Annotated in this window: 16 protein-coding genes; 9 read left to right on the forward strand and 7 right to left on the reverse strand. The window is 62.9% G+C overall.

Annotation, left to right across the window (positions count from 1 at the left end; genetic code table 11):
- Positions 1-66: 66 nt before the first annotated feature.
- Entirely contained in the window at positions 67-357 is a 291-nt protein-coding gene (locus HU230_RS21210) for a GAF domain-containing protein (RefSeq protein WP_224943409.1), read from the forward strand.
- 5 nt (positions 358-362) lie between these two features.
- Here HU230_RS21210 and HU230_RS21215 read toward each other — a convergent pair whose 3' ends face one another.
- A complete protein-coding gene (locus HU230_RS21215) occupies positions 363-1367 on the reverse strand; it encodes an IS30 family transposase (RefSeq protein ID WP_176529999.1) in 1005 nt (334 codons plus the stop codon).
- A 196-nt stretch (positions 1368-1563) separates the two neighbouring features.
- On the opposite strand from HU230_RS21215, the gene HU230_RS21220 reads away from it, so the two are divergent.
- The 7 genes from HU230_RS21220 to HU230_RS21250 all read left to right on the forward strand — a co-directional run bounded on the left by HU230_RS21220 (position 1564) and on the right by HU230_RS21250 (position 9391).
- The gene (locus HU230_RS21220; protein ID WP_176528479.1) at positions 1564-2592 is read left to right on the forward strand and encodes an IS110 family RNA-guided transposase; all 1029 of its coding nucleotides are present in this window, start codon (positions 1564-1566) and stop codon (positions 2590-2592) included.
- Positions 2593-3333: 741 nt separating this feature from the next.
- Complete coding sequence (locus HU230_RS21225) at positions 3334-4923, forward strand: ABC transporter substrate-binding protein (protein WP_176529998.1); 1590 nt, start codon at positions 3334-3336, stop codon at positions 4921-4923.
- Between the two features lie 60 nt (positions 4924-4983).
- Entirely contained in the window at positions 4984-5919 is a 936-nt protein-coding gene (locus tag HU230_RS21230; protein ID WP_092115636.1) for an ABC transporter permease, read from the forward strand.
- A 67-nt stretch (positions 5920-5986) separates the two neighbouring features.
- The gene (locus tag HU230_RS21235) at positions 5987-6808 is read left to right on the forward strand and encodes an ABC transporter permease (protein ID WP_176529997.1); all 822 of its coding nucleotides are present in this window, start codon (positions 5987-5989) and stop codon (positions 6806-6808) included.
- Positions 6805-7785, forward strand: coding sequence for an ABC transporter ATP-binding protein (locus HU230_RS21240; protein ID WP_176529996.1), 981 nt, complete (start codon positions 6805-6807; stop codon positions 7783-7785). Before HU230_RS21235 ends, HU230_RS21240 begins: the two co-directional genes overlap by 4 nt.
- The gene (locus HU230_RS21245) at positions 7778-8815 is read left to right on the forward strand and encodes an ABC transporter ATP-binding protein (RefSeq protein WP_176529995.1); all 1038 of its coding nucleotides are present in this window, start codon (positions 7778-7780) and stop codon (positions 8813-8815) included. Before HU230_RS21240 ends, HU230_RS21245 begins: the two co-directional genes overlap by 8 nt.
- 111 nt (positions 8816-8926) lie before the next feature.
- Positions 8927-9391, forward strand: a complete 465-nt coding sequence (locus tag HU230_RS21250; protein ID WP_176529994.1) for a GNAT family N-acetyltransferase — start codon at positions 8927-8929, stop codon at positions 9389-9391.
- Between the two features lie 108 nt (positions 9392-9499).
- On the opposite strand, the gene HU230_RS21255 is transcribed toward HU230_RS21250, so the two are convergent.
- The 6 genes from HU230_RS21255 to xoxF5 form a co-directional block, all read right to left on the reverse strand.
- Complete coding sequence (locus HU230_RS21255) at positions 9500-10642, reverse strand: epoxide hydrolase family protein (protein WP_176529993.1); 1143 nt, start codon at positions 10640-10642, stop codon at positions 9500-9502.
- A 76-nt stretch (positions 10643-10718) separates the two neighbouring features.
- The gene (locus HU230_RS21260) at positions 10719-11672 is read right to left on the reverse strand and encodes a hypothetical protein (protein WP_176529992.1); all 954 of its coding nucleotides are present in this window, start codon (positions 11670-11672) and stop codon (positions 10719-10721) included.
- A 151-nt stretch (positions 11673-11823) separates the two neighbouring features.
- The gene (gene gfa, locus HU230_RS21265; protein ID WP_176529991.1) at positions 11824-12387 is read right to left on the reverse strand and encodes an S-(hydroxymethyl)glutathione synthase; all 564 of its coding nucleotides are present in this window, start codon (positions 12385-12387) and stop codon (positions 11824-11826) included.
- 33 nt (positions 12388-12420) lie between these two features.
- Positions 12421-13530: an S-(hydroxymethyl)glutathione dehydrogenase/class III alcohol dehydrogenase gene (locus HU230_RS21270; protein WP_050405342.1), complete on the reverse strand. Its 1110-nt coding sequence runs from the start codon at positions 13528-13530 to the stop codon at positions 12421-12423.
- A gap of 50 nt (positions 13531-13580) precedes the next feature.
- Positions 13581-14057, reverse strand: coding sequence for a c-type cytochrome, methanol metabolism-related (locus HU230_RS21275; protein ID WP_176534935.1), 477 nt, complete (start codon positions 14055-14057; stop codon positions 13581-13583).
- A 125-nt stretch (positions 14058-14182) separates the two neighbouring features.
- The gene (gene xoxF5 / locus HU230_RS21280) at positions 14183-15988 is read right to left on the reverse strand and encodes a lanthanide-dependent methanol dehydrogenase XoxF5 (protein ID WP_176529990.1); all 1806 of its coding nucleotides are present in this window, start codon (positions 15986-15988) and stop codon (positions 14183-14185) included.
- Between the two features lie 443 nt (positions 15989-16431).
- Here xoxF5 and HU230_RS21285 point away from each other — a divergent pair, with 443 nt between their 5' ends.
- Positions 16432-17406, forward strand: coding sequence for a helix-turn-helix domain-containing protein (locus tag HU230_RS21285; protein ID WP_176529989.1), 975 nt, complete (start codon positions 16432-16434; stop codon positions 17404-17406).
- Positions 17407-17413: the final 7 nt, after the last annotated feature.

The raw sequence follows: 17413 nt of genomic DNA on the forward strand, positions 1-17413 counted from the left end.
TTGCCCGCTATTTGAGCGCACGCTTTGCCGCGACATCGCCGATGCTAGCCGTCGGCGAGACGGCAGGTGCGTGCGATGAAAACCTTCATTCGCGTTGTTGAGCTCTGGGTGCCCGATCCGACACGGACGCGGCTGGAATTCGGCGGCAGCCTGCACAGCTCCGAGTTCGCCGAGTTCAACGCGGTCAGCGAGAACGCGCTGTTCGCTTATGGCGAGGGCCTTCCGGGCAAAGCCTGGGCGAGCGGACATCCGGTCATCCTGACCGAATTCGCCAACTCCTATTTCAAGCGAACCGACGAGGCGCGCGAAGCCGGCCTGACCTGCGGCGTTGCGCTTCCGGTGTTCGCCGGCGAATGATGGAGTCACGTTTGAAGTGCAACGATTGATTTGAGTTTGGAGAATGCCTCGGCGGGGGTCTTGAAGTCCAGGCATTTGCGTGGGGTATCGTTGAGGCGCTGAGCGAGGCGCCTGAGGACGGCTGCCGTGATGAACCTGAGGTCAGTTTTGCGTGGCAGAGAGCGTCGTAAGCGCCCGATGGAGTTTTCCACGCCGCCTTTTTGCCAGGGACTATGGGGATCGCAGAAGAAGGTTTGGACGCCGAGGGCGTTGTGAAGCCTGTGATGCTCGGCGAACTCGGTTCCGTTGTCGAAGCTGATGGTTTTACGGATCGCCTGTGGAAGCTTGCCGAGTTGACGGGCGATGGTCCGAGCGGTGAGGACAGCTTTCCGATCGCGTGGGTGCAGCACGATGCTGAAGCGAGTTTGTCGCTCGTGGAGAACCAGCAATCCTTGGCCATATCGCGCGAACAGCATGAAGTCGGCTTCCCAATGACCCGGCGTCCCGCGGCCTTCGACCTCGGAGGGTCGTTCATCGATCGAGCGCCGTTGTTTAATGAAGCTGGCAGGGCTGCCGCCTGGGCGTCGCCGGCGCCCTCGTCTGAGTTTATGGCGCGGCAGCAGGCGGTGCCAGTAATCCTTCTGGGCGGTACGATGATAGATGAAACGATAGATTGACTCGTGGCTGATCATGACGCGACCATGTTCTCGCGCCAGTCGACCAGCGATCTGCTCCGGCGAATGTCCCATCGCAAGGCTTTTGCCGACGCAGTCCCGCAGGGCCGGCTGGCGCGCCAGCTTGAAGCGGCCATCCTGCCGTCGCCGACGTTCGGCCAATTGTTGAGCCCGGACCGGTTCGTAACCGCCCTTCCAGACCTTGGTAGGCCGCGAGTTGCGCTTCAGCTCCCGACTTATCGTCGACGTCGCGCGGTCAAGCGCAGACGCAATATCGTTTTGAGATTTACCGCCTACATGCAGGCGGTAAATCTCAACGCGCTCTTCAAGGCTGAGCTGGCCATAACATTGTCCCATCGCCACAACACCCTAGCAGGTGTTGCACTTGTGTCGTGAACCCAAGGGTCCCACAACCACCGAAGGTGATTGTTGCGCGACGTTGGGGCCACAGCCCCTTCACAACTCAACCCTGTGGTTGATGGTGTGGACGGCCCCCTACGGCATCAGTGTGCCAGAATGAGGTTGTTGTAAATCTCAGACAAGGAGACCGTCCGTGAGAGAGATTATCCGTATTGGGATGGATACGTCGAAGCATATTTTTGTGCTGCATGGAGTTGACGCGGCGGAACAGCCGGTGTTGCGCAAGAAGCTGTCGCGCAAGCAGGTGCTTGAGTTTTTTGCCAAGCTTCCGCCGACCGTGATCGGGATGGAGGCCTGCGGGGCGGCTCATTACTGGGGGCGCGAGCTTGGCAAGCTTGGCCATGAGGTGAAGCTGATAGCGCCGCAGTTGGTGAAGCCTTATGTGCTGCGGAACAAGAACGACGGGCGAGATGCGGATGGGGTGTGCGAAGCGATGGGCCGACCGCGGATGCGGTTTGTGCCGGTGAAGAGCGCCGAACAGCAGGCCGCGCTGATGCTTGCAGGTGTCCGCGATGGGCTGATCGGCCGCCGTACCCAGCTCAGCAATGCGATCCGCGGCTACGCGGCGGAGTTTGGCCTGATCGCGCCGAAGGGGTTGGACAAGATCGAGCCGCTGTTGGCCCGGATCACGCAGGACGAGAGCGTTCCCGCTATGGCGCGCGAGCTGTTCGCCATGCAGGGCCGTGACTATGCGCAGTTGCAGGGTGAGCTGAAGGCGGTCGAGGCCAGGCTGCTGGCCTGGCACCAGGCCAACGCCACAAGCCGTCGTCTGGCCCAGATCCCCTCGGTCGGTCCGATCATCGCGACCTCGCTTGTGATGAAGACGCCGGACCCGCACGCCTTCCGCTCCGGCCGCTTGTTCGCGGCCTGGCTCGGCCTGACGCCCAAGGACCATTCCACCGCCGGCAAAACCAGGCTCGGCAAGATCACCCGCGCTGGCGACGAGACCCTGCGTCGCCTGCTCGTGGCCGGGGCGACCGCGGTGATCCGGCAGGCAAGGCTCGGGCGCGGCCACCCCTCGCGCTGGCTCGTGGCGTTGCTCAGGCGCAAGCCGCCGAAGCTTGCGGCCGTGGCGCTCGCCAACAAGGTGGCCCGCATCGCCTGGAAGCTGATGGCGACCGGCGAGAGCTATGATGCCGCACGCATGAACGCTGTCACCTAACAAGTCGGCCGGCCGGACGTAGCGCTCGCCGGACGAACCGGAGCTGCAAGAGCAGATGGAATGATCGATCGATCCAGAACGCGAGACAAGCCGCGGGACCCATTGGCCTTCACAAGGTCGCCAGGTTGTTTGGCACTCGCGTCGCGGAAACCATCTTGGCCCAGCGATCAACACGATCGCATCAAACAGGCCGGACATATGGATGACAGCGATCCGACCAATCCCAGAAAGCTCTTGTGCCACGGGGGCCGTCCACATATGGGTCCCGGGTCGCGCTTCGCTTGCCCGGGACGACGCCGGGGTTGGTCCGCTTCAATTTTCAAATAGCCCGTCGGGTTCCTATGTCACAGGTGGCTTGCTGCCACAGAATGCGCGCGAGGCGGCCCTGCGACTGTCGTGCGGTCCGGAACCCCGGCTCCGCGATTTCCGGACGAAAGCCGAAATCCGTTCAATCGCAATTGCTTATGTGCTCGCGCAAGTTGCAGCCAAAGTTCGGCGCCTGCCCGGTGAGAGCCCTCCTCGCGCCTATTCTGTCTGACACGTGTCTTCAGGTCAGCCCGTCGGAGCCATTCGAAGCAGGCGCTCACCACGCACAATGCTTCCATGGTCCTGCGCCACGCATCGCGGCGACACAAATTATTTGGTGCCGGTCGCCATCGACGCGACATGAGGACCTTGCGCTTGACGTGCTGCCGATGGTCAACTCGCTGATCGGAATGTTCCTGCATCGTTGGGGGAAGCATGAAGTTCAAGTTGATTGCGATCGCGGTTGGCCTCGGGCTCGCACTCGCCGCCACGGCGGAGGCCCAGACCCCGCGCAAAGGCGGGACCATTCGCATGACGGCGCCCTATGGCTCCAGCTTCACCAGCATGGACATCCACACGACACCGCGCGCCCAGGACGAGATCTACGCCAAGGCTCTGCACCGTTCGCTCTACATCTGGGACTCGACCGAGGGCAAGCCGGTTCTGGAACTCGCCAAGGAGGTCACCGTCTCGGGCGGGGGCCTCGTTCATACCTTCAAGCTGCGCGACGACGCCTATTTCCACAACGGCCGCAAGATGACGGCCGACGACATCATCTGGTCCTACAATCGCATCATGGACGGCACCAAGGCCTATCCCGGCGCACGCTTTGTCCGCTTGATCGAGGGCGCGGCCGAGGTCGAGAAGGGCCAAGCCAAGGAAATCTCGGGCTTGAAGAAGATCGACGACTTTACCCTCGAAATGAAGCTGACCGAGAAGGTCGATCCCGCCTTCTATTTCTTCACCGCGTTGACCTCGATCTATCCGGCCAACGAGGGCGGCAAGGAGAGCTTCCTCCAGAAACCGATCGGTCTTGGTCCATTCAAATTCGTCGAGCACGTGCCGGGATCGCGCATCGTGCTTGAACGCTGGGACCGGTTCTACAAGCCCGGCAAGCCGTATGCCGACAAGCTCGTGATATCGCTGATGGGCGAAGCCGCCGCTCGCGATGTCGCCTTCCGCAACAAGGAGATCGACACCTCGGTGCTTGGGCCCGCGCAGTATGTCGCCTATCAGGCCGACCCCAACCTCAAGGGCACCATCGTCGAGGTCGCCGAGGTCTTCACCCGCTATATGGGGATGAATCCCACGTTCAAGCCGTTCTCCGACAAGCGGGTTCGGCAGGCCGTCAACTACGCGATCGATGCCGATCTGATCATCAGCAAGCTGGTCAAGGGCAAAGCCTATCGCGCCACGAGCTGGCTGCCTTTGACCTCGCCGGCATACGACAAGGCCATGAAGCCCTACCCTTACGATCCGGTGAAGGCGAAGCAATTGCTTGCGGACGCGGGTTATCCTAACGGCTTTGAATTCGAATGGACCACCAGTCAGAACGAAAGCTGGGGCTTGCCGATCGTCGAAGCCGCGATCCCGATGCTGGACAAGGTAGGCATCAAGGTGAAGGTCAAGCAGGTCGAGACCGCGGTGCTGGCGGAGGTCATTCGCAAGGGCGACTTCCAGGCCTTCATCTATTCCCAGGCGACCGGCCCGGATCCGCAGGCGGCGCTCAAATGCTTCCACTCGGCGACGCCGCAATCGGCCTGCAACTACACGACCTTCAAGAACGCGGACTTCGAAAAGATGATCGATGCAGCCGGCCAGACCGACGACGACGCAAAGCGCGTCCAGCTGCTGCAAAAGGCCAATGCGCTGCTCCAGGAGGAAGCGCCGATCTGGTTCTTCAACTACAACAAGGCGGTCATGGCGGTGCAGCCCTGGCTCAAAGGAATCCAGCTGGACGCAACGGAACTGACCCATCAAAACGTCGAAGACCTTTGGGTCGACGACACCTCGCCGGCGAAGTGACAGATGCCAATCGCTCCCCTCCATCGTGTGAAACGATGGAGGGGATGAGGAAAACGTCGAATGCTCTCCTTCGCGATCCGTCGAGTCCTGCAAACCATTCCGACCGTGCTGGCCGTCGTGCTGGTGATCTTCGTGCTGTTCAGCGTCGTTCCGGGCAGCATCGTGTCGAGCATGGGCGATGACGGCCGGGGTCCTACGGACCCGCAGGTCGTGGAACGCATGAAAAAGCAGCTCGGCCTCGACGATCCCGTTTACGTGCGGTTCGGCTCCTATGTCGCCAAGCTCACGACAGGTGATTTCGGGACCTCGTTCCGGACCCGCGAGCCGGTCACGACCATGGTCGCCAAACGGATGTGGCCAACGCTGCAGCTGATCTTCGCAGCGCTGGCGTTCGCGATTGCGGTCGGCGTTCCGCTCGGTTTCATCGCCGCGCTGAAGCCGGGCAGCATCGTCGACACGCTCTCGATGGTCCTGGCGGTGTCCGGCCTCTCGATGGCCAAATTCTGGCTCGGGCTTTTGCTGATGTATCTGTTTGCATTGAAGCTCGGCTGGCTGCCGAGCTTTGGCTATGGCGATGGCAGCCTCAAGTATCTGCTCCTGCCTGCCGTGACCCTCGGCGTCTCGCCGATGGCGCTGCTGGCGCGGACGACGCGGGCAGCGGTGCTCGAGATCATGACCGCGGATTTTGTCCGGACGGCGCGCTCGAAGGGCATGAGCGAGACCCGGGTCGTGACGTGGCACGTGATGCGCAATGCCCTCGTCATCATTCTCACGGCGATCGGCCTACAATTCGGCGTCGTGATGGGCCAAGCCGTCGTCGTCGAGAAATTGTTCTCCTGGCCGGGCATCGGCTCGCTGCTGGTCGACAGCGTCCTGCAGCGCGACATCCCCGCCGTGCAGGGCACCATTCTCGTGGTGGTGCTGTTCTTCCTCGCCGTCAATACATTGGTTGACCTGCTCTACGGCGTGATCGACCCCAGGATCCGATACGCATGAGCGGCGGCCAGTCTCATCACGACAGCGCACGATCGACCATACAGCCTGCCACGGCGGAGTGGCCGCGATGAAACTTGGAACAAGCGCGATCGTCGGCGGCGCGCTATTCGCGCTTGCGATCTTCGTCGGCCTGTTCGCGCCCTGGCTGGCACATACCGATCCGGTCATGGGCGCCAACCTCATGAATGCGGAAGAACCGCCGAGCTGGATCTGGTGGTTCGGCACCGATGCGCAGGGTCGCGACATCTATTCCCGCGTCGTGCACGGCGCGCGCATCTCGCTGACGGTCGGCATCGTCTCGCAGCTCGTCAATAGCGTCATCGGCGTGACGCTGGGCCTGACCGCGGGCTATTGGGGTGGCTGGTGGGACGATGTCGTCAACGGGCTGACCAATTTGATGCTCGCGATCCCCTCGCTGATCTTCGCACTCGCCATCATGGCGGTGCTCGGCCCCGGCCTGACGAGCCTCCTGATCGCGCTCGGATTGACCAACTGGTCCTTCACCTGCCGGATCGCACGCGCCTCGACGCTGTCGCTCAAGAGCCAGGGTTATGTGCAGGCTGCGCGCGTGCTCGGCTATGGAGATTTGCGCATCATGATCACGCAGCTGCTGCCGAACATGGTCGGCCCCATCATTGTCATCGGCACGCTCGGCATGGGCGGCGCGGTGCTGGCGGAAGCTTCGCTTTCGTTCCTCGGCCTTGGCATCCGTCCACCCTATCCGAGCTGGGGCAGCATGCTGTCGGAGGCGCGCGACCAGATCACCACGGCGCCATGGCTGTCGGTGTTCCCGGGCCTCGCCATCTTCCTGACGGTGCTCGGCCTCAACCTGCTGGGCGATGGCTTGCGTGACGTGCTGGATCCCCAGTCGCGGAGCCGGCGCGCATGACGGCTCCTCCGCTGATTGAAGTCGAGGATTTACGCATCGATCTCGACGACGGCGCCAACCATGTTGCGGCGGTCGAGGGCGTTTCATTCCGCATCGATCGCGGCGAGACATTCGGCCTTGTCGGCGAGTCCGGCTGCGGCAAGAGCATTACGGCGCTCGCCTTGATCGGCCTGCTGCGGCGGCCGCTCTCGGTCGCCGCAGGCGCGATACGTTTCGAGGGTCGCGAGATTCAGGGACTTTCCGCGGCCGAGCAGCGGGCGCTGCGCGGCAACCGCATCGCCATGATCTTCCAGGAGCCGATGACGGCGCTCAATCCGGTGTCACCCGTCGGCCGGCAGATCGCGGAGATGTTCGTGCTGCACAAAGGCAAGAGCTGGCGCGAGGCGAACCAGCTGGCCGTCGAGGCGCTGGCGAACGTGCGCGTCCCCGCACCGGAGCGGCGGGTGAAGGATTACCCCCACCAGCTTTCGGGCGGCATGCGCCAGCGCGTGATGATCGCCATTGCGCTGGCATGCGATCCCGACCTTCTGATCGCCGACGAGCCGACCACTGCGCTCGACGTGACGGTGCAGGCGGAAATCATCGAGCTGATGCGCAATCTGTGCGCCGAGCGGGGCACGGCGATCCTGATGATCAGCCACGATCTCGGCCTGGTCGCCAACGTCTGCCGCCGCGTCGGCGTCATGTATGCCGGCCGCATTGTCGAGGAACGCGGCTCGGACGACATCTTCCGCGCCTGCGCGCATCCCTACACGCAGGGCCTGGTCGACTCGCTGCCGCGGCTGGGGAGCCGCGCAGCGCTCGGCCGGTCGCGGCTCAGGGAGATCGCCGGCGTCGTCCCGGCGATCGCGGACTTTCCGAGCGGCTGCCGCTTCAATCCGCGTTGCGGGCGGGCGACCGAGATCTGCCGGACCACCGCACCGGAAACGACATGGCTCGGTGCAGGCGGCCTCGTCAGGTGCCACCACCATGCATGAGCCCGCGGCGAAGCCTGACGACGATGTCATCCTCAGCGTCAAGGATCTCGCGGTGCATTTTCCGCTCGGCGGCGGATTGCTGGGCGGCGGCCAGCGGCTGCTGCGCGCGGTCGACGGTATCGATCTCGAACTGAAGCGCGGTGAGTGCCTCGGTCTCGTCGGCGAATCCGGCTGCGGCAAGTCGACCGTCGCCCTTTCGCTGCTTGGGCTGCTGACGCCGACGCGAGGCAGGATCGTGCTCGACGGACACGTTGTGACCGGCCAGCGATCGGTCGATCGAAAGCTCCTGGCCCGCACCGCCCAGATGGTGTTTCAGGATCCCTACGCCTCGCTCAATCCGCGCCAGACCGTTCGCCGCACGCTTGAAGACCCGCTGCGCCTGCATGGCGTGACGGCCCAAAGCGAGATCGACGGACGCATTGCGGCGATGCTCAAACATGTCGGCCTGCGGCCCGAACAGGCCGGCCGCTACCCGCATGAATTCTCGGGCGGCCAGCGCCAACGCATCGGCATCGCCCGCGCCCTGATCCTCAATCCCAAGATCGTCATCTGCGACGAACCGGTATCGGCGCTCGATGTTTCGATCCGTGCCCAGATCATCAATCTGCTGCTGGAATTGAGAGAGAGTCTCGGCCTCTCCTACATCATGATCAGCCACGATCTCGGCGTGGTCGAGCACATGAGCGACAGGGTCGCGGTCATGTATCTCGGCCGCATTGTGGAGACGGGCGGCTGGCGCGAGATCTTCGAGCGGTCGGCCCACCCGTATACGCAGACCCTGATCGCCGCGATTCCCGATCCGCTACGCCGCGCACCGCTCGCGACGACAAGGGGCGAGCTTCCCAATCCTCTCAATCCGCCTGACGGATGTGCATTCAGCCCACGCTGTCGCTACGCCGAAGCGTGGTGCCAGCGCGAGCCCGGGCCTTCGCTTCAAACACGCCCGGACGGGCACGCGGTCCGGTGCTGGCGAGCTGACGAGATTGCCGGTCAGGCAGCACGGGCTGCGGCCGAGAGCGGACATCCCTAATATATCGGCGATCCGCAGGTTGCCTAATAGCCCATTCGCTCCACCCATCCTACGCCTCTACCTTCCTCCCGTGATTTGCCCGCGGGATACGTTTTCAACTAAGGTCACCGGATGGATATGCTCGTCAAACTCTATGCCCTGCCCGATTCCCGGCCTGCCTACGATCGATTGCTCAAGGCCGGAATTGTCATGCGCCGGGCGCTCGCTCCCGAAAAGCACAAGGTCACAGCCTGGGTACAGGAAACGTTCAGCGAGGCGTGGGCCAGCGAAACCGAGGTTGCATTCAGCCGCCAACCGGTCTCCTGTTTCATCGCGATCCAGCAAAAGAAGATCGTGGGATTCGCCTGCCACGATGCGGCCTGCCGCAACTTCTTCGGTCCGACCGGCGTCGTGCCGAAGGCGCAGCAGGGCGGCATCGGCAAGGCACTGCTGTTCGCCTGTCTCGAGGACATGAAGCACCAGGGCTTCGGCTACGCCATCATCGGCGGCGTCGGGCCGGCCGAATTCTATGCGAAGGCCGTCCGCGCGGTGGCCATCGAAGGCTCCGCGCCCGGGATTTATCGGGGACTGCTGTAGTTCGCAGTTCGTAGGATGCGTAGAGCGCAGCGAAACCCATCATTCGCGCCGCACGCAAGTCGATGGGTTTCGCTGCGCTCTACCCATCCTACGCGACTAGCTTCACGGCTAGCGCAACTTCCCGAAGAACTCGCGCACCTCGCCAACGAAAAGCTCGGGCTGCTCGAACGCCGAGAAATGTCCGCCCTTCGGCATCTCGCGCCAGTGCTGGATGTTGGTGAAATTCGTCTCCATCCATTTGCGGACCGGCGTGACGATCTCCTTGGGGAACACGGCAACACCGGTCGGCACGCTCACCTTGTGCGGGGTTCGCTTGCCCGGCCCAAAGCTTTCCCAATAGAGCCGCGCCGACGATGCAGCCGTCTCGGTCACCCAATACAGCATGACATTGTCGAGCAGTTCGTCGCGACTGAGGATGTTTTCCGGATGCCCGTCGCAGTCGGTCCAGGCCCAGAACTTTTCCAGGATCCAGGCCGCTTGCCCGCTCGGCGAATCCGTCAGCGCGTAACCGAGCGTCTGTGGCCGGGTGGACTGCTGCTTGGAATAGCCGGAATCCCAGTCCGCGTAGTATTTGATGCCGTTGAGCGCACGGGTTTCCTCCGGCGTCGGCTGGCCCTCGACATTGGGCCGGGTCGACATCGCAAGTGTGATGTGAATGCCGGCGCAGTGCGCCGCATCCTGCCCGCCGACCGCGGTCGTGACCGCAGAACCCCAATCGCCGCCTTGCGCGAAATACCTGGCGTAGCCCAGCCGCTCCATCAGGACGGCCCAGGCCTTGGCGATCCGGTCGACGCCCCAGCCTGTCGCGGCCGGCTTGGCCGAGAAGCCGAAGCCCGGCAAGGACGGGCACACCACATGGAAGGCATCGGCCGCGCTGCCGCCATGCGCCGTCGGATCGGTCAGCGGCTCGATCACCTTGTGGAATTCGACCACCGATCCCGGCCAGCCATGGGTGATGATCAGCGGCCGCGCCTCCGGGTGCTTTGAACGGACATGGACGAAGTGGATGTCGAGCCCATCGATCTTGGTGGTGAACTGGCTGAAGCGATTAAGCTGCGCCTCGCGCTGCCGCCAATCATAGGTCTCGGCCCAATAGCGGCAGACGTCCTTGATCCATTGCAGAGGCGCGCCCTGGCTCCAGTCGTCGACCAGCTCGGCTTCCGGCCAGCGGGTCCGGCGCAGCCGGGTGCGGAGATCCTCGAGGACATCGTCGCTGACGGCGATGCGAAACGGGCTGATGGCGGTAGTCATGGCGTCTCCCCGAGGCTCGAAAGCTGCTTGGGGAACATAGGGTCGGACCGCCAACCGATCAAACCATCAGGTAACGCTATTTGCCAAGCGCCGTCTCCAGCAACGCCTGGGCCTGTTTGGTGGCTTCGGCGAATGCCGGTTGTTCCGGGGCGTGCTGGACGAAGCAGCGCTTGAATGCATCGTCGCCCTGCTGGCGCAGGTCGCCGAGCTTGTCATAGGCCTTCTTGTCGATCCGCTTCTGACGCAGCTTCTCGTCCGCTTCATCCGCCCGCTTGTTGTAGTCGGCGCGGATCGTCGCGCAGGCCGGGACCTGCACGGTGGGCTCGATCTCGCCATAGGCGATGTAGAACTTGCCGTTGGCAAGCGCCGCGACGAACACCTCGTCGGCGGCCTCGGGGGTTGTGTCCTGGGTGCGGCCGGCCAGGAAACCGTAAGCCAGGGTGGCCGACGCCGGTTTGGCGACCGGCAGCTCGTTGAAATTGATCACCGCGGCATCGGTTGAAATCGCCTGGGTGTAGAGGCCCTCGAACTTCAGGGCCGGTTCGATCTGCTGCGGCACATTCTTGCTGCCCTTGTCCCACCACGCCTTGTGCTCGTGCAGCCAGCGCGTGAACAGGGCTTCGGAGGTGACGATGATATGGGCCTTCGGTTCGACGAAGCTGCCGTCGGCGTGCTTCTCGCCGATCTTTGCGCCGTTCCTGCCGGTGTCGGCATCGAAGCGCAGGCCATCCAGCATGCCGAACCCCATATCGCCTCTATATAGAGTGTCGAGGTTGAGCTGGGCGGGGGCAAAGCCAGGCCGGGCGGGCTGGGACAGGATCGCGACCAGCTGCCCCTTCAGTTCGTCGCGCGCGGCCGCTTCTGCCTTGTCGACAGCCTCGTCGATCTTGCCGTCCTTCTCCTGCTTGGCGAATTTGGCGATCGCCGCGTCGCGCGCGGCAATATAGCGGTCCTCCGGCGACGCGGCGCGGGCCGGCGAAAGGACCAGGATCGGGGATAGGACGAGGGCAAGGCGGAAAATAAAATGCATGCCCTGTGGTCGCCCGCAGGGCATGCAAGGTTCAAGGTCACGGGTACTACCAGCATATCCGTCGCTGGCAGGCCCTCTGCCGACGCCGGATCTCGTCAGGGCCGGCCGGTCGTGCCGCCCTTGTCAGGCTGCCGCGGTCAGGCTGCCTTGATCAGGCTGCCTTGGATTTCGCCACATGGGTGGCAATCGCGTCCATCAACGCCGGCGACAGGCAGTCGTAGGGCTCGAGCCCAAGCTCCTTCAGCCGCGACCTGATCCCGGCCATATCGGCCGGCTTGACGCCGGACTCGATCACCGACGACACGAAGGCGGCAAATCCCGGAGCCGCAGAGCCGGACTCCTGGAACAGTTCGGGATGGATGAAATCGAGGCCATAGAACGGATGACCCTTGTTCTCGATACGGCCGTACATGTGCGTGCCGCATCCGGTGCAGGCGTGGCGCTGGATCACCGCGGAGCTATCTACGATCTTCAGCTTGTCGCCGTTCTCCAGCACGGTGACGTTCTCGCGCGGGACCACCGCGACCACCGAGAAGGTGGCGCCCGCAGGCTTCCAGCATTTGGTGCAGCCGCAGGCGTGGTTGTGGGCGACGTCGCCCTTGACCCCGACCTTGACCTTCTTGTCCGCGCATTTGCAGACCAGCGTACCGCCGGCAAAACTGCCGGAGCCTTGCTTGACGCCATTGTCGACTGACGGGTGGATATGAACAGTCATTGACCTATCCTCCTAGTGCTTGGTGTTTTGATTTTAGAACACGACGACCGAACGGATCGACTTGCCCTCGTGCATCAGGTCGAAGCCCTTGTTGATCTCGTCGAGCTTCAGCACGTGGGTGATCATCGGATCGATCTGGATCTTTCCGTTCATGTACCAGTCGACGATCTTCGGCACGTCGGTGCGGCCGCGCGCACCGCCGAACGCGGTGCCCTTCCAGACCCGTCCGGTGACGAGCTGGAACGGTCGGGTTGCGATTTCCTTGCCGGATTCCGCGACGCCGATCACGACCGACACGCCCCAGCCGCGGTGGCAGGCTTCCAGCGCCTGGCGCATCACGTTCGTGTTGCCGGTGCAGTCGAAGGTGTAGTCGGCGCCGCCGTCGGTCAGGCCAACCAGGTGCTGCACGATATCGCCGCTCACCTTGGTCGGGTTGACGAAATGCGTCATGCCGAACTGGCGGCCCCAATTGTCCTTGGAGTCGTTGATGTCGACGCCGATGATCTTGTCGGCGCCGACCATCTTGGCACCCTGGATCACGTTGAGACCGATGCCGCCGAGGCCGAACACCACGACGTTGGAGCCCGGCGTCACCTTGGCGGTGTTGACGACCGCACCGACGCCGGTGGTGACGCCGCAGCCGATGTAGCAGCTCTTGTCGAACGGCGCGTCCTCGCGGATCTTCGCCACCGCGATCTCAGGCAGCACGGTGAAGTTCGAGAAGGTCGAGCAGCCCATATAGTGGAAGACCGTCTTGCCCTTGTAGCTGAAGCGCGAGGTGCCGTCGGGCATCACGCCCTTGCCCTGGGTGGCGCGGATCGCGGTGCAGAGATTGGTCTTCTGGCTCAGGCAGCTTTTGCACTGGCGGCATTCCGGCGTGTAGAGCGGGATCACATGATCGCCCGGCTTCACCGACGTCACGCCGGCGCCGACCTCGCGAACGATTCCGGCGCCTTCGTGGCCGAGGACCGAGGGGAAGATGCCTTCGCTGTCGAAGCCGTCGAGCGTGTAGGCATCGGTATGACAGATGCCCGTCGCCTTGATCTCGACAAGGACCTCGCCGGCCTTGGGGCCTTCTAGGTCGAGCTCGACGATCTCAAGCGGCTTCTTGGCTTCGAATGCGACTGCGGCGCGGGTCTTCATCTTGGTCTCCACTAAACATCAAACAGGTTTGTCATTCGCGCCGGTCACGCTCAGTTCTTGTTGCCCATGCAGGCATCTTCCGCCTTTCCATAGGCTTCCGACTTGTCTTCGTGCTTGGCCGGCCGGACGCGCCCAACCGCATCATTGGCGCGGGCGCGCAGGTACACATAGAGGTCGTCCATGTAGCAGGCAACGTTCGGGTTATCGCCGAATGCCGGCATGACGTTTTCCTGCGACGTCGATACGTTCTTGCGCCCGCTCGCGACCACGCCCATGAAGTCGGGATAGCTCATGGTCTTCAGCGAATCCTTCAAAGCCGGCGCGTAAGTCGAGCCCATGCCGTCGGGTCCGTGGCAGACGTGGCACTCCGAATGATAGCGGCGGTAGCCCGAGTAGGTGTACCAGTCCACCGTACCGTCGGACGCGACCTTGAACGTCGGGTTTCCATCCTTGTCGAGCCACTTGCCGTCCTCGGACTTGACGGCGGTTGGATCCCCCACGTCCTCGGCGGAGGCAACTCCACCCATTGCCACGACGAAGATCGTAGCAGTCACAAACCAGATCTTACGCAAAAGCCTGTCCTCGCGTGCGCGGATTGAAGACGGACCGGCGCATGGAGATTACCCCATGCGCCGGAACGAGCTTGCTCAGCTCACTGCTGCGGCAGCGAGAACACGGTGAGCGTTCCGCCGAGCGCGGTGTAGTTGCTCAGGGCCGCATAGCCGCCGACTGCACCGAGGCCGGCCGTCGGATCGGTCAGACCAGCCGCGAGGCCGATGCCTGCCCAACCGCCAACACCCGACAGAACTGCGACATACTGCTTGCCGCCGTTTTCATAGGTGGTGACGTTGCCGATGATGCCGGACGGAGTCTTGAACTTGTAGAGCTCCTTGCCCGTCTTGGCGTCGACAGCCTTCAGGTAGCCTTCCAGCGTGCCGTAGAACACCACGCCGCCGGCGGTCGCGAGCGCACCCGACCAGACCGAGAACTGCTCCTTGTTCGACCACACGATCTTGCCGGTCTTTCCGTCCCAGGCGATGAAGTTGCCCATGTTGGTTTCACCGGGAGGCGGATACATCGACAGCGTCGCGCCGACATAGGGCTGACCTGCGGTGTAGCTCACCTTGAATGGCTCGTAGTCCATGCAGACGTGGTTGGTCGGCACGTAGAACAGCTGCGTATCCGGCGAGTAGGCCGCCGGCTGCTCGTCCTTCGAACCCAGCGCCGCCGGGCAGATGCCCTTGACGTTGTGATCTTCGCCGGCCTTGTCGGTCGACGCTGCGTCGAGAACCTTCGGACGACCATAGGTCGGCGAGCTCTTGTTCATGTCGACGCCGGAGGTCCAGTTCACCTTCGGATCATACTTCTCGGCGACCAGCAGTTCGCCGGTGGCGCGATCGAGCGTGTAGCCGAGGCCGTTACGATCGAAGTGCGTCAACAGCTTGCGCGCCTTGCCGTCGATGCTCTGATCCGAGAGGATCATCTCGTTGACGCCGTCATAGTCCCATTCGTCATGGGGCGTCATCTGATAGACCCACTTGGCAACACCGGTATCCGGGTTACGCGCCCAGATCGTCATCGACCACTTGTTGTCGCCGGGACGCTGCTTCGGATTCCAGGTCGAGGGGTTGCCCGATCCGTAATAGACGAGGTTGAGTTCGGGATCGTAGGAGATCCAGCCCCAGGTCGCGCCGCCGCCGATCTTCCACTGATCGCCTTGCCACGTCTTCAGGCTCGAGTCCTTGCCGATCGGTTTGCCAAGCTCGGTGGTCTTGTCGTCGACCAGAAGCTGGTCATCCGGACCTTCCGAGAAGCCACGCCAGACCAGCTTGCCGGTCTTGAGGTCATAGGCCGTCATGTGGGCCTGAACGCCGAACTCGCCGCCGGAGATGCCGACCAGGACCTTGTCCTTGACGACCATCGGCGCCGACGTTCCGGTCGATCCCTTGCTCGGATCGCCGTTCTTGACGCTCCACTCCACCTTGCCGGTCTTCGCATCGAGCGCGACCAGCGTGGTGTCGGCCTGATGCAGGATGATCTTGCCGTCACCATAGGCGACGCCGCGATTAACCGTGTCGCAGCACATCACCGGAATAACGTTCGGATCCTGCTTCGGCTCGTACTTCCAGACGATCTGATTGTCCTTGGAAAGGTCAATAGCGTAGACCTTGTTCGGGAACGGCGTATGCACGTACATCATGTTGCCGATGATCAGCGGGCCGCCCTCGTGGCCGCGCAGCACGCCGGTCGAAAACGTCCACGCTACCTGCAACTTTCCGACGTTCTGGGCGTTGATCTGATTCAGCTTCGAATAGCGCTGATTGGTGTAATCGCCGGTCGGCATCACCCAGTCTTTCGGGTTCTGCGACATCTTGTGGAGTTCGTCATTGGCGTTGGCAGCTCCGGCGGCGAACACCGCCATTGCCCCAAGGCTGGTCGCGTAAAGCAGCTTGCGCATCGTGGATTTCCTCCCAGGTTCATGAGCTCAAGGGTTTCCGCCGAAACGGCCCCACTTCTTCCATTTTGGTACCTCACTGGTAGTCCCATCGAACCGCGCTGACTTGCCCAGCAGCGAAGCGCCGTTTGCTCAGAAGCGAAGCATCGTCAGATTTTTGCCGTCGGGCCGCGAATTGGCAGGGTCGGGCCGCGAATTGGCAGGTAAGGCTGCTTCATGTTGCAGGGCATCAAACGTCTTCAGTGCTGTTCCTGCGTCGAAGTAGAACCGGCCCAAGGTTGCGCTTGACGCGCCCAGAACTAAGTCGGAGGATCACCCGACATTATCCGGGAAGAAGTCCCGCCGCCTCCCTAAGCTCTTCAGAATCAGGGAGAAGGCGCATCATCCCGGGCCAGATTTCAGCTCGGTGAGCAGTCACGTTGGGGATCGAATCGGTGGCTGGAAAGATGTCCGATACAGTCCATTCACTCAGCACGAACGGATTGACGCCCAAGCGTCAGATCCAGCGCTGGTCGGATGCGCTCACTGACCTGTGCGGTCAGTTCGACGTCGATGCGCTGGAAGGATCCTCGCTCGAGGGCCGGATCAATTTCACGACGGTATCGCGATTGAAGCTGTGCCAGATCGAGGCAAGCCAGCATCGCATCGCCCATACCGTCTCGCGCATCAGGCTGAGCGAGCATCCCTACATCAAGATCGTCTTCCAGACCCACGGCGTCTCGCATTTCGAGCAGGACGGTCTGCACTTCGACATCATGCCGGGCGACTGCTTCGCCTACGACGTGTCGTGTCCGCACACCATCATCAGCCCGTCCCTGACGCGTCACGAGGTCGTCATCGTTCCGAAGGACCTGCTCAAGGAGCGCGGCTTCCAGCTCTCCAAGATGGCGCCGTGCAAGCTCTCGGCGCGCAACGGCACTGGCCGCATCGCCTATGATTTCGTCCATGCCGCGTTCGGCGAAGCGCCCACGCTGACCCCGGTCAACGCCGTCGGCGTGGCCGATGCGCTAATCGACCTGCTGCTGCTGCCGCTGCGCGAGACCGGCGCGATGTTCGACCGCGGCAGCGCCGAGGCGACCTATGTGCGGGCCCAGGGCTTCATCCGCGAACATCTGCGCGATCCCGATCTTTGCATCGACCGCATTTCCGCGGCGCTCGGCTGCTCGAAGCGCTATCTGCACATGCTGTTCAGCGATCGTGGCATGACGGTCAGCGACTACATCTGGAAGGCCCGGCTGCAAAATTGCCGACAGGAGCTGGAATCCCAGAACGGCAAGACCATCACGGACGTCGCCTTCTCCTGGGGCTTCTCGAGCTCATCGCATTTCAGCCGCGTATTCCGGAAGTATTTTGGCATTGCCCCCTCCTCCGTGCACAAGGGTCTGCACGGCGGCATACCGGTCGATGTGGTGCTGGAATAGCGTTTCG

Source organism: Bradyrhizobium quebecense (assembly GCF_013373795.3).
Classification (GTDB): Bacteria; Pseudomonadota; Alphaproteobacteria; order Rhizobiales; family Xanthobacteraceae; genus Bradyrhizobium; species Bradyrhizobium quebecense.

Excerpts from the sequence above, each read along its gene's own strand:
- HU230_RS21215 (WP_176529999.1), bottom strand. The coding sequence starts at position 1,367 with ATGGGACAATGTTATGGCCAGCTCAGCCTTGAAGAGCGCGTTGAGATT.
- HU230_RS21225 (WP_176529998.1), top strand. The coding sequence starts at position 3,334 with ATGAAGTTCAAGTTGATTGCGATCGCGGTTGGCCTCGGGCTCGCACTC.
- HU230_RS21230 (WP_092115636.1), top strand. The coding sequence starts at position 4,984 with ATGCTCTCCTTCGCGATCCGTCGAGTCCTGCAAACCATTCCGACCGTG.
- HU230_RS21235 (WP_176529997.1), top strand. The coding sequence starts at position 5,987 with ATGAAACTTGGAACAAGCGCGATCGTCGGCGGCGCGCTATTCGCGCTT.
- HU230_RS21240 (WP_176529996.1), top strand. The coding sequence starts at position 6,805 with ATGACGGCTCCTCCGCTGATTGAAGTCGAGGATTTACGCATCGATCTC.
- HU230_RS21245 (WP_176529995.1), top strand. The coding sequence starts at position 7,778 with ATGCATGAGCCCGCGGCGAAGCCTGACGACGATGTCATCCTCAGCGTC.
- HU230_RS21250 (WP_176529994.1), top strand. The coding sequence starts at position 8,927 with ATGGATATGCTCGTCAAACTCTATGCCCTGCCCGATTCCCGGCCTGCC.
- HU230_RS21255 (WP_176529993.1), bottom strand. The coding sequence starts at position 10,642 with ATGACTACCGCCATCAGCCCGTTTCGCATCGCCGTCAGCGACGATGTC.
- HU230_RS21260 (WP_176529992.1), bottom strand. The coding sequence starts at position 11,672 with ATGCATTTTATTTTCCGCCTTGCCCTCGTCCTATCCCCGATCCTGGTC.
- gfa (WP_176529991.1), bottom strand. The coding sequence starts at position 12,387 with ATGACTGTTCATATCCACCCGTCAGTCGACAATGGCGTCAAGCAAGGC.
- HU230_RS21270 (WP_050405342.1), bottom strand. The coding sequence starts at position 13,530 with ATGAAGACCCGCGCCGCAGTCGCATTCGAAGCCAAGAAGCCGCTTGAG.
- HU230_RS21275 (WP_176534935.1), bottom strand. The coding sequence starts at position 14,057 with ATGGGTGGAGTTGCCTCCGCCGAGGACGTGGGGGATCCAACCGCCGTC.
- xoxF5 (WP_176529990.1), bottom strand. The coding sequence starts at position 15,988 with ATGCGCAAGCTGCTTTACGCGACCAGCCTTGGGGCAATGGCGGTGTTC.
- HU230_RS21285 (WP_176529989.1), top strand. The coding sequence starts at position 16,432 with ATGTCCGATACAGTCCATTCACTCAGCACGAACGGATTGACGCCCAAG.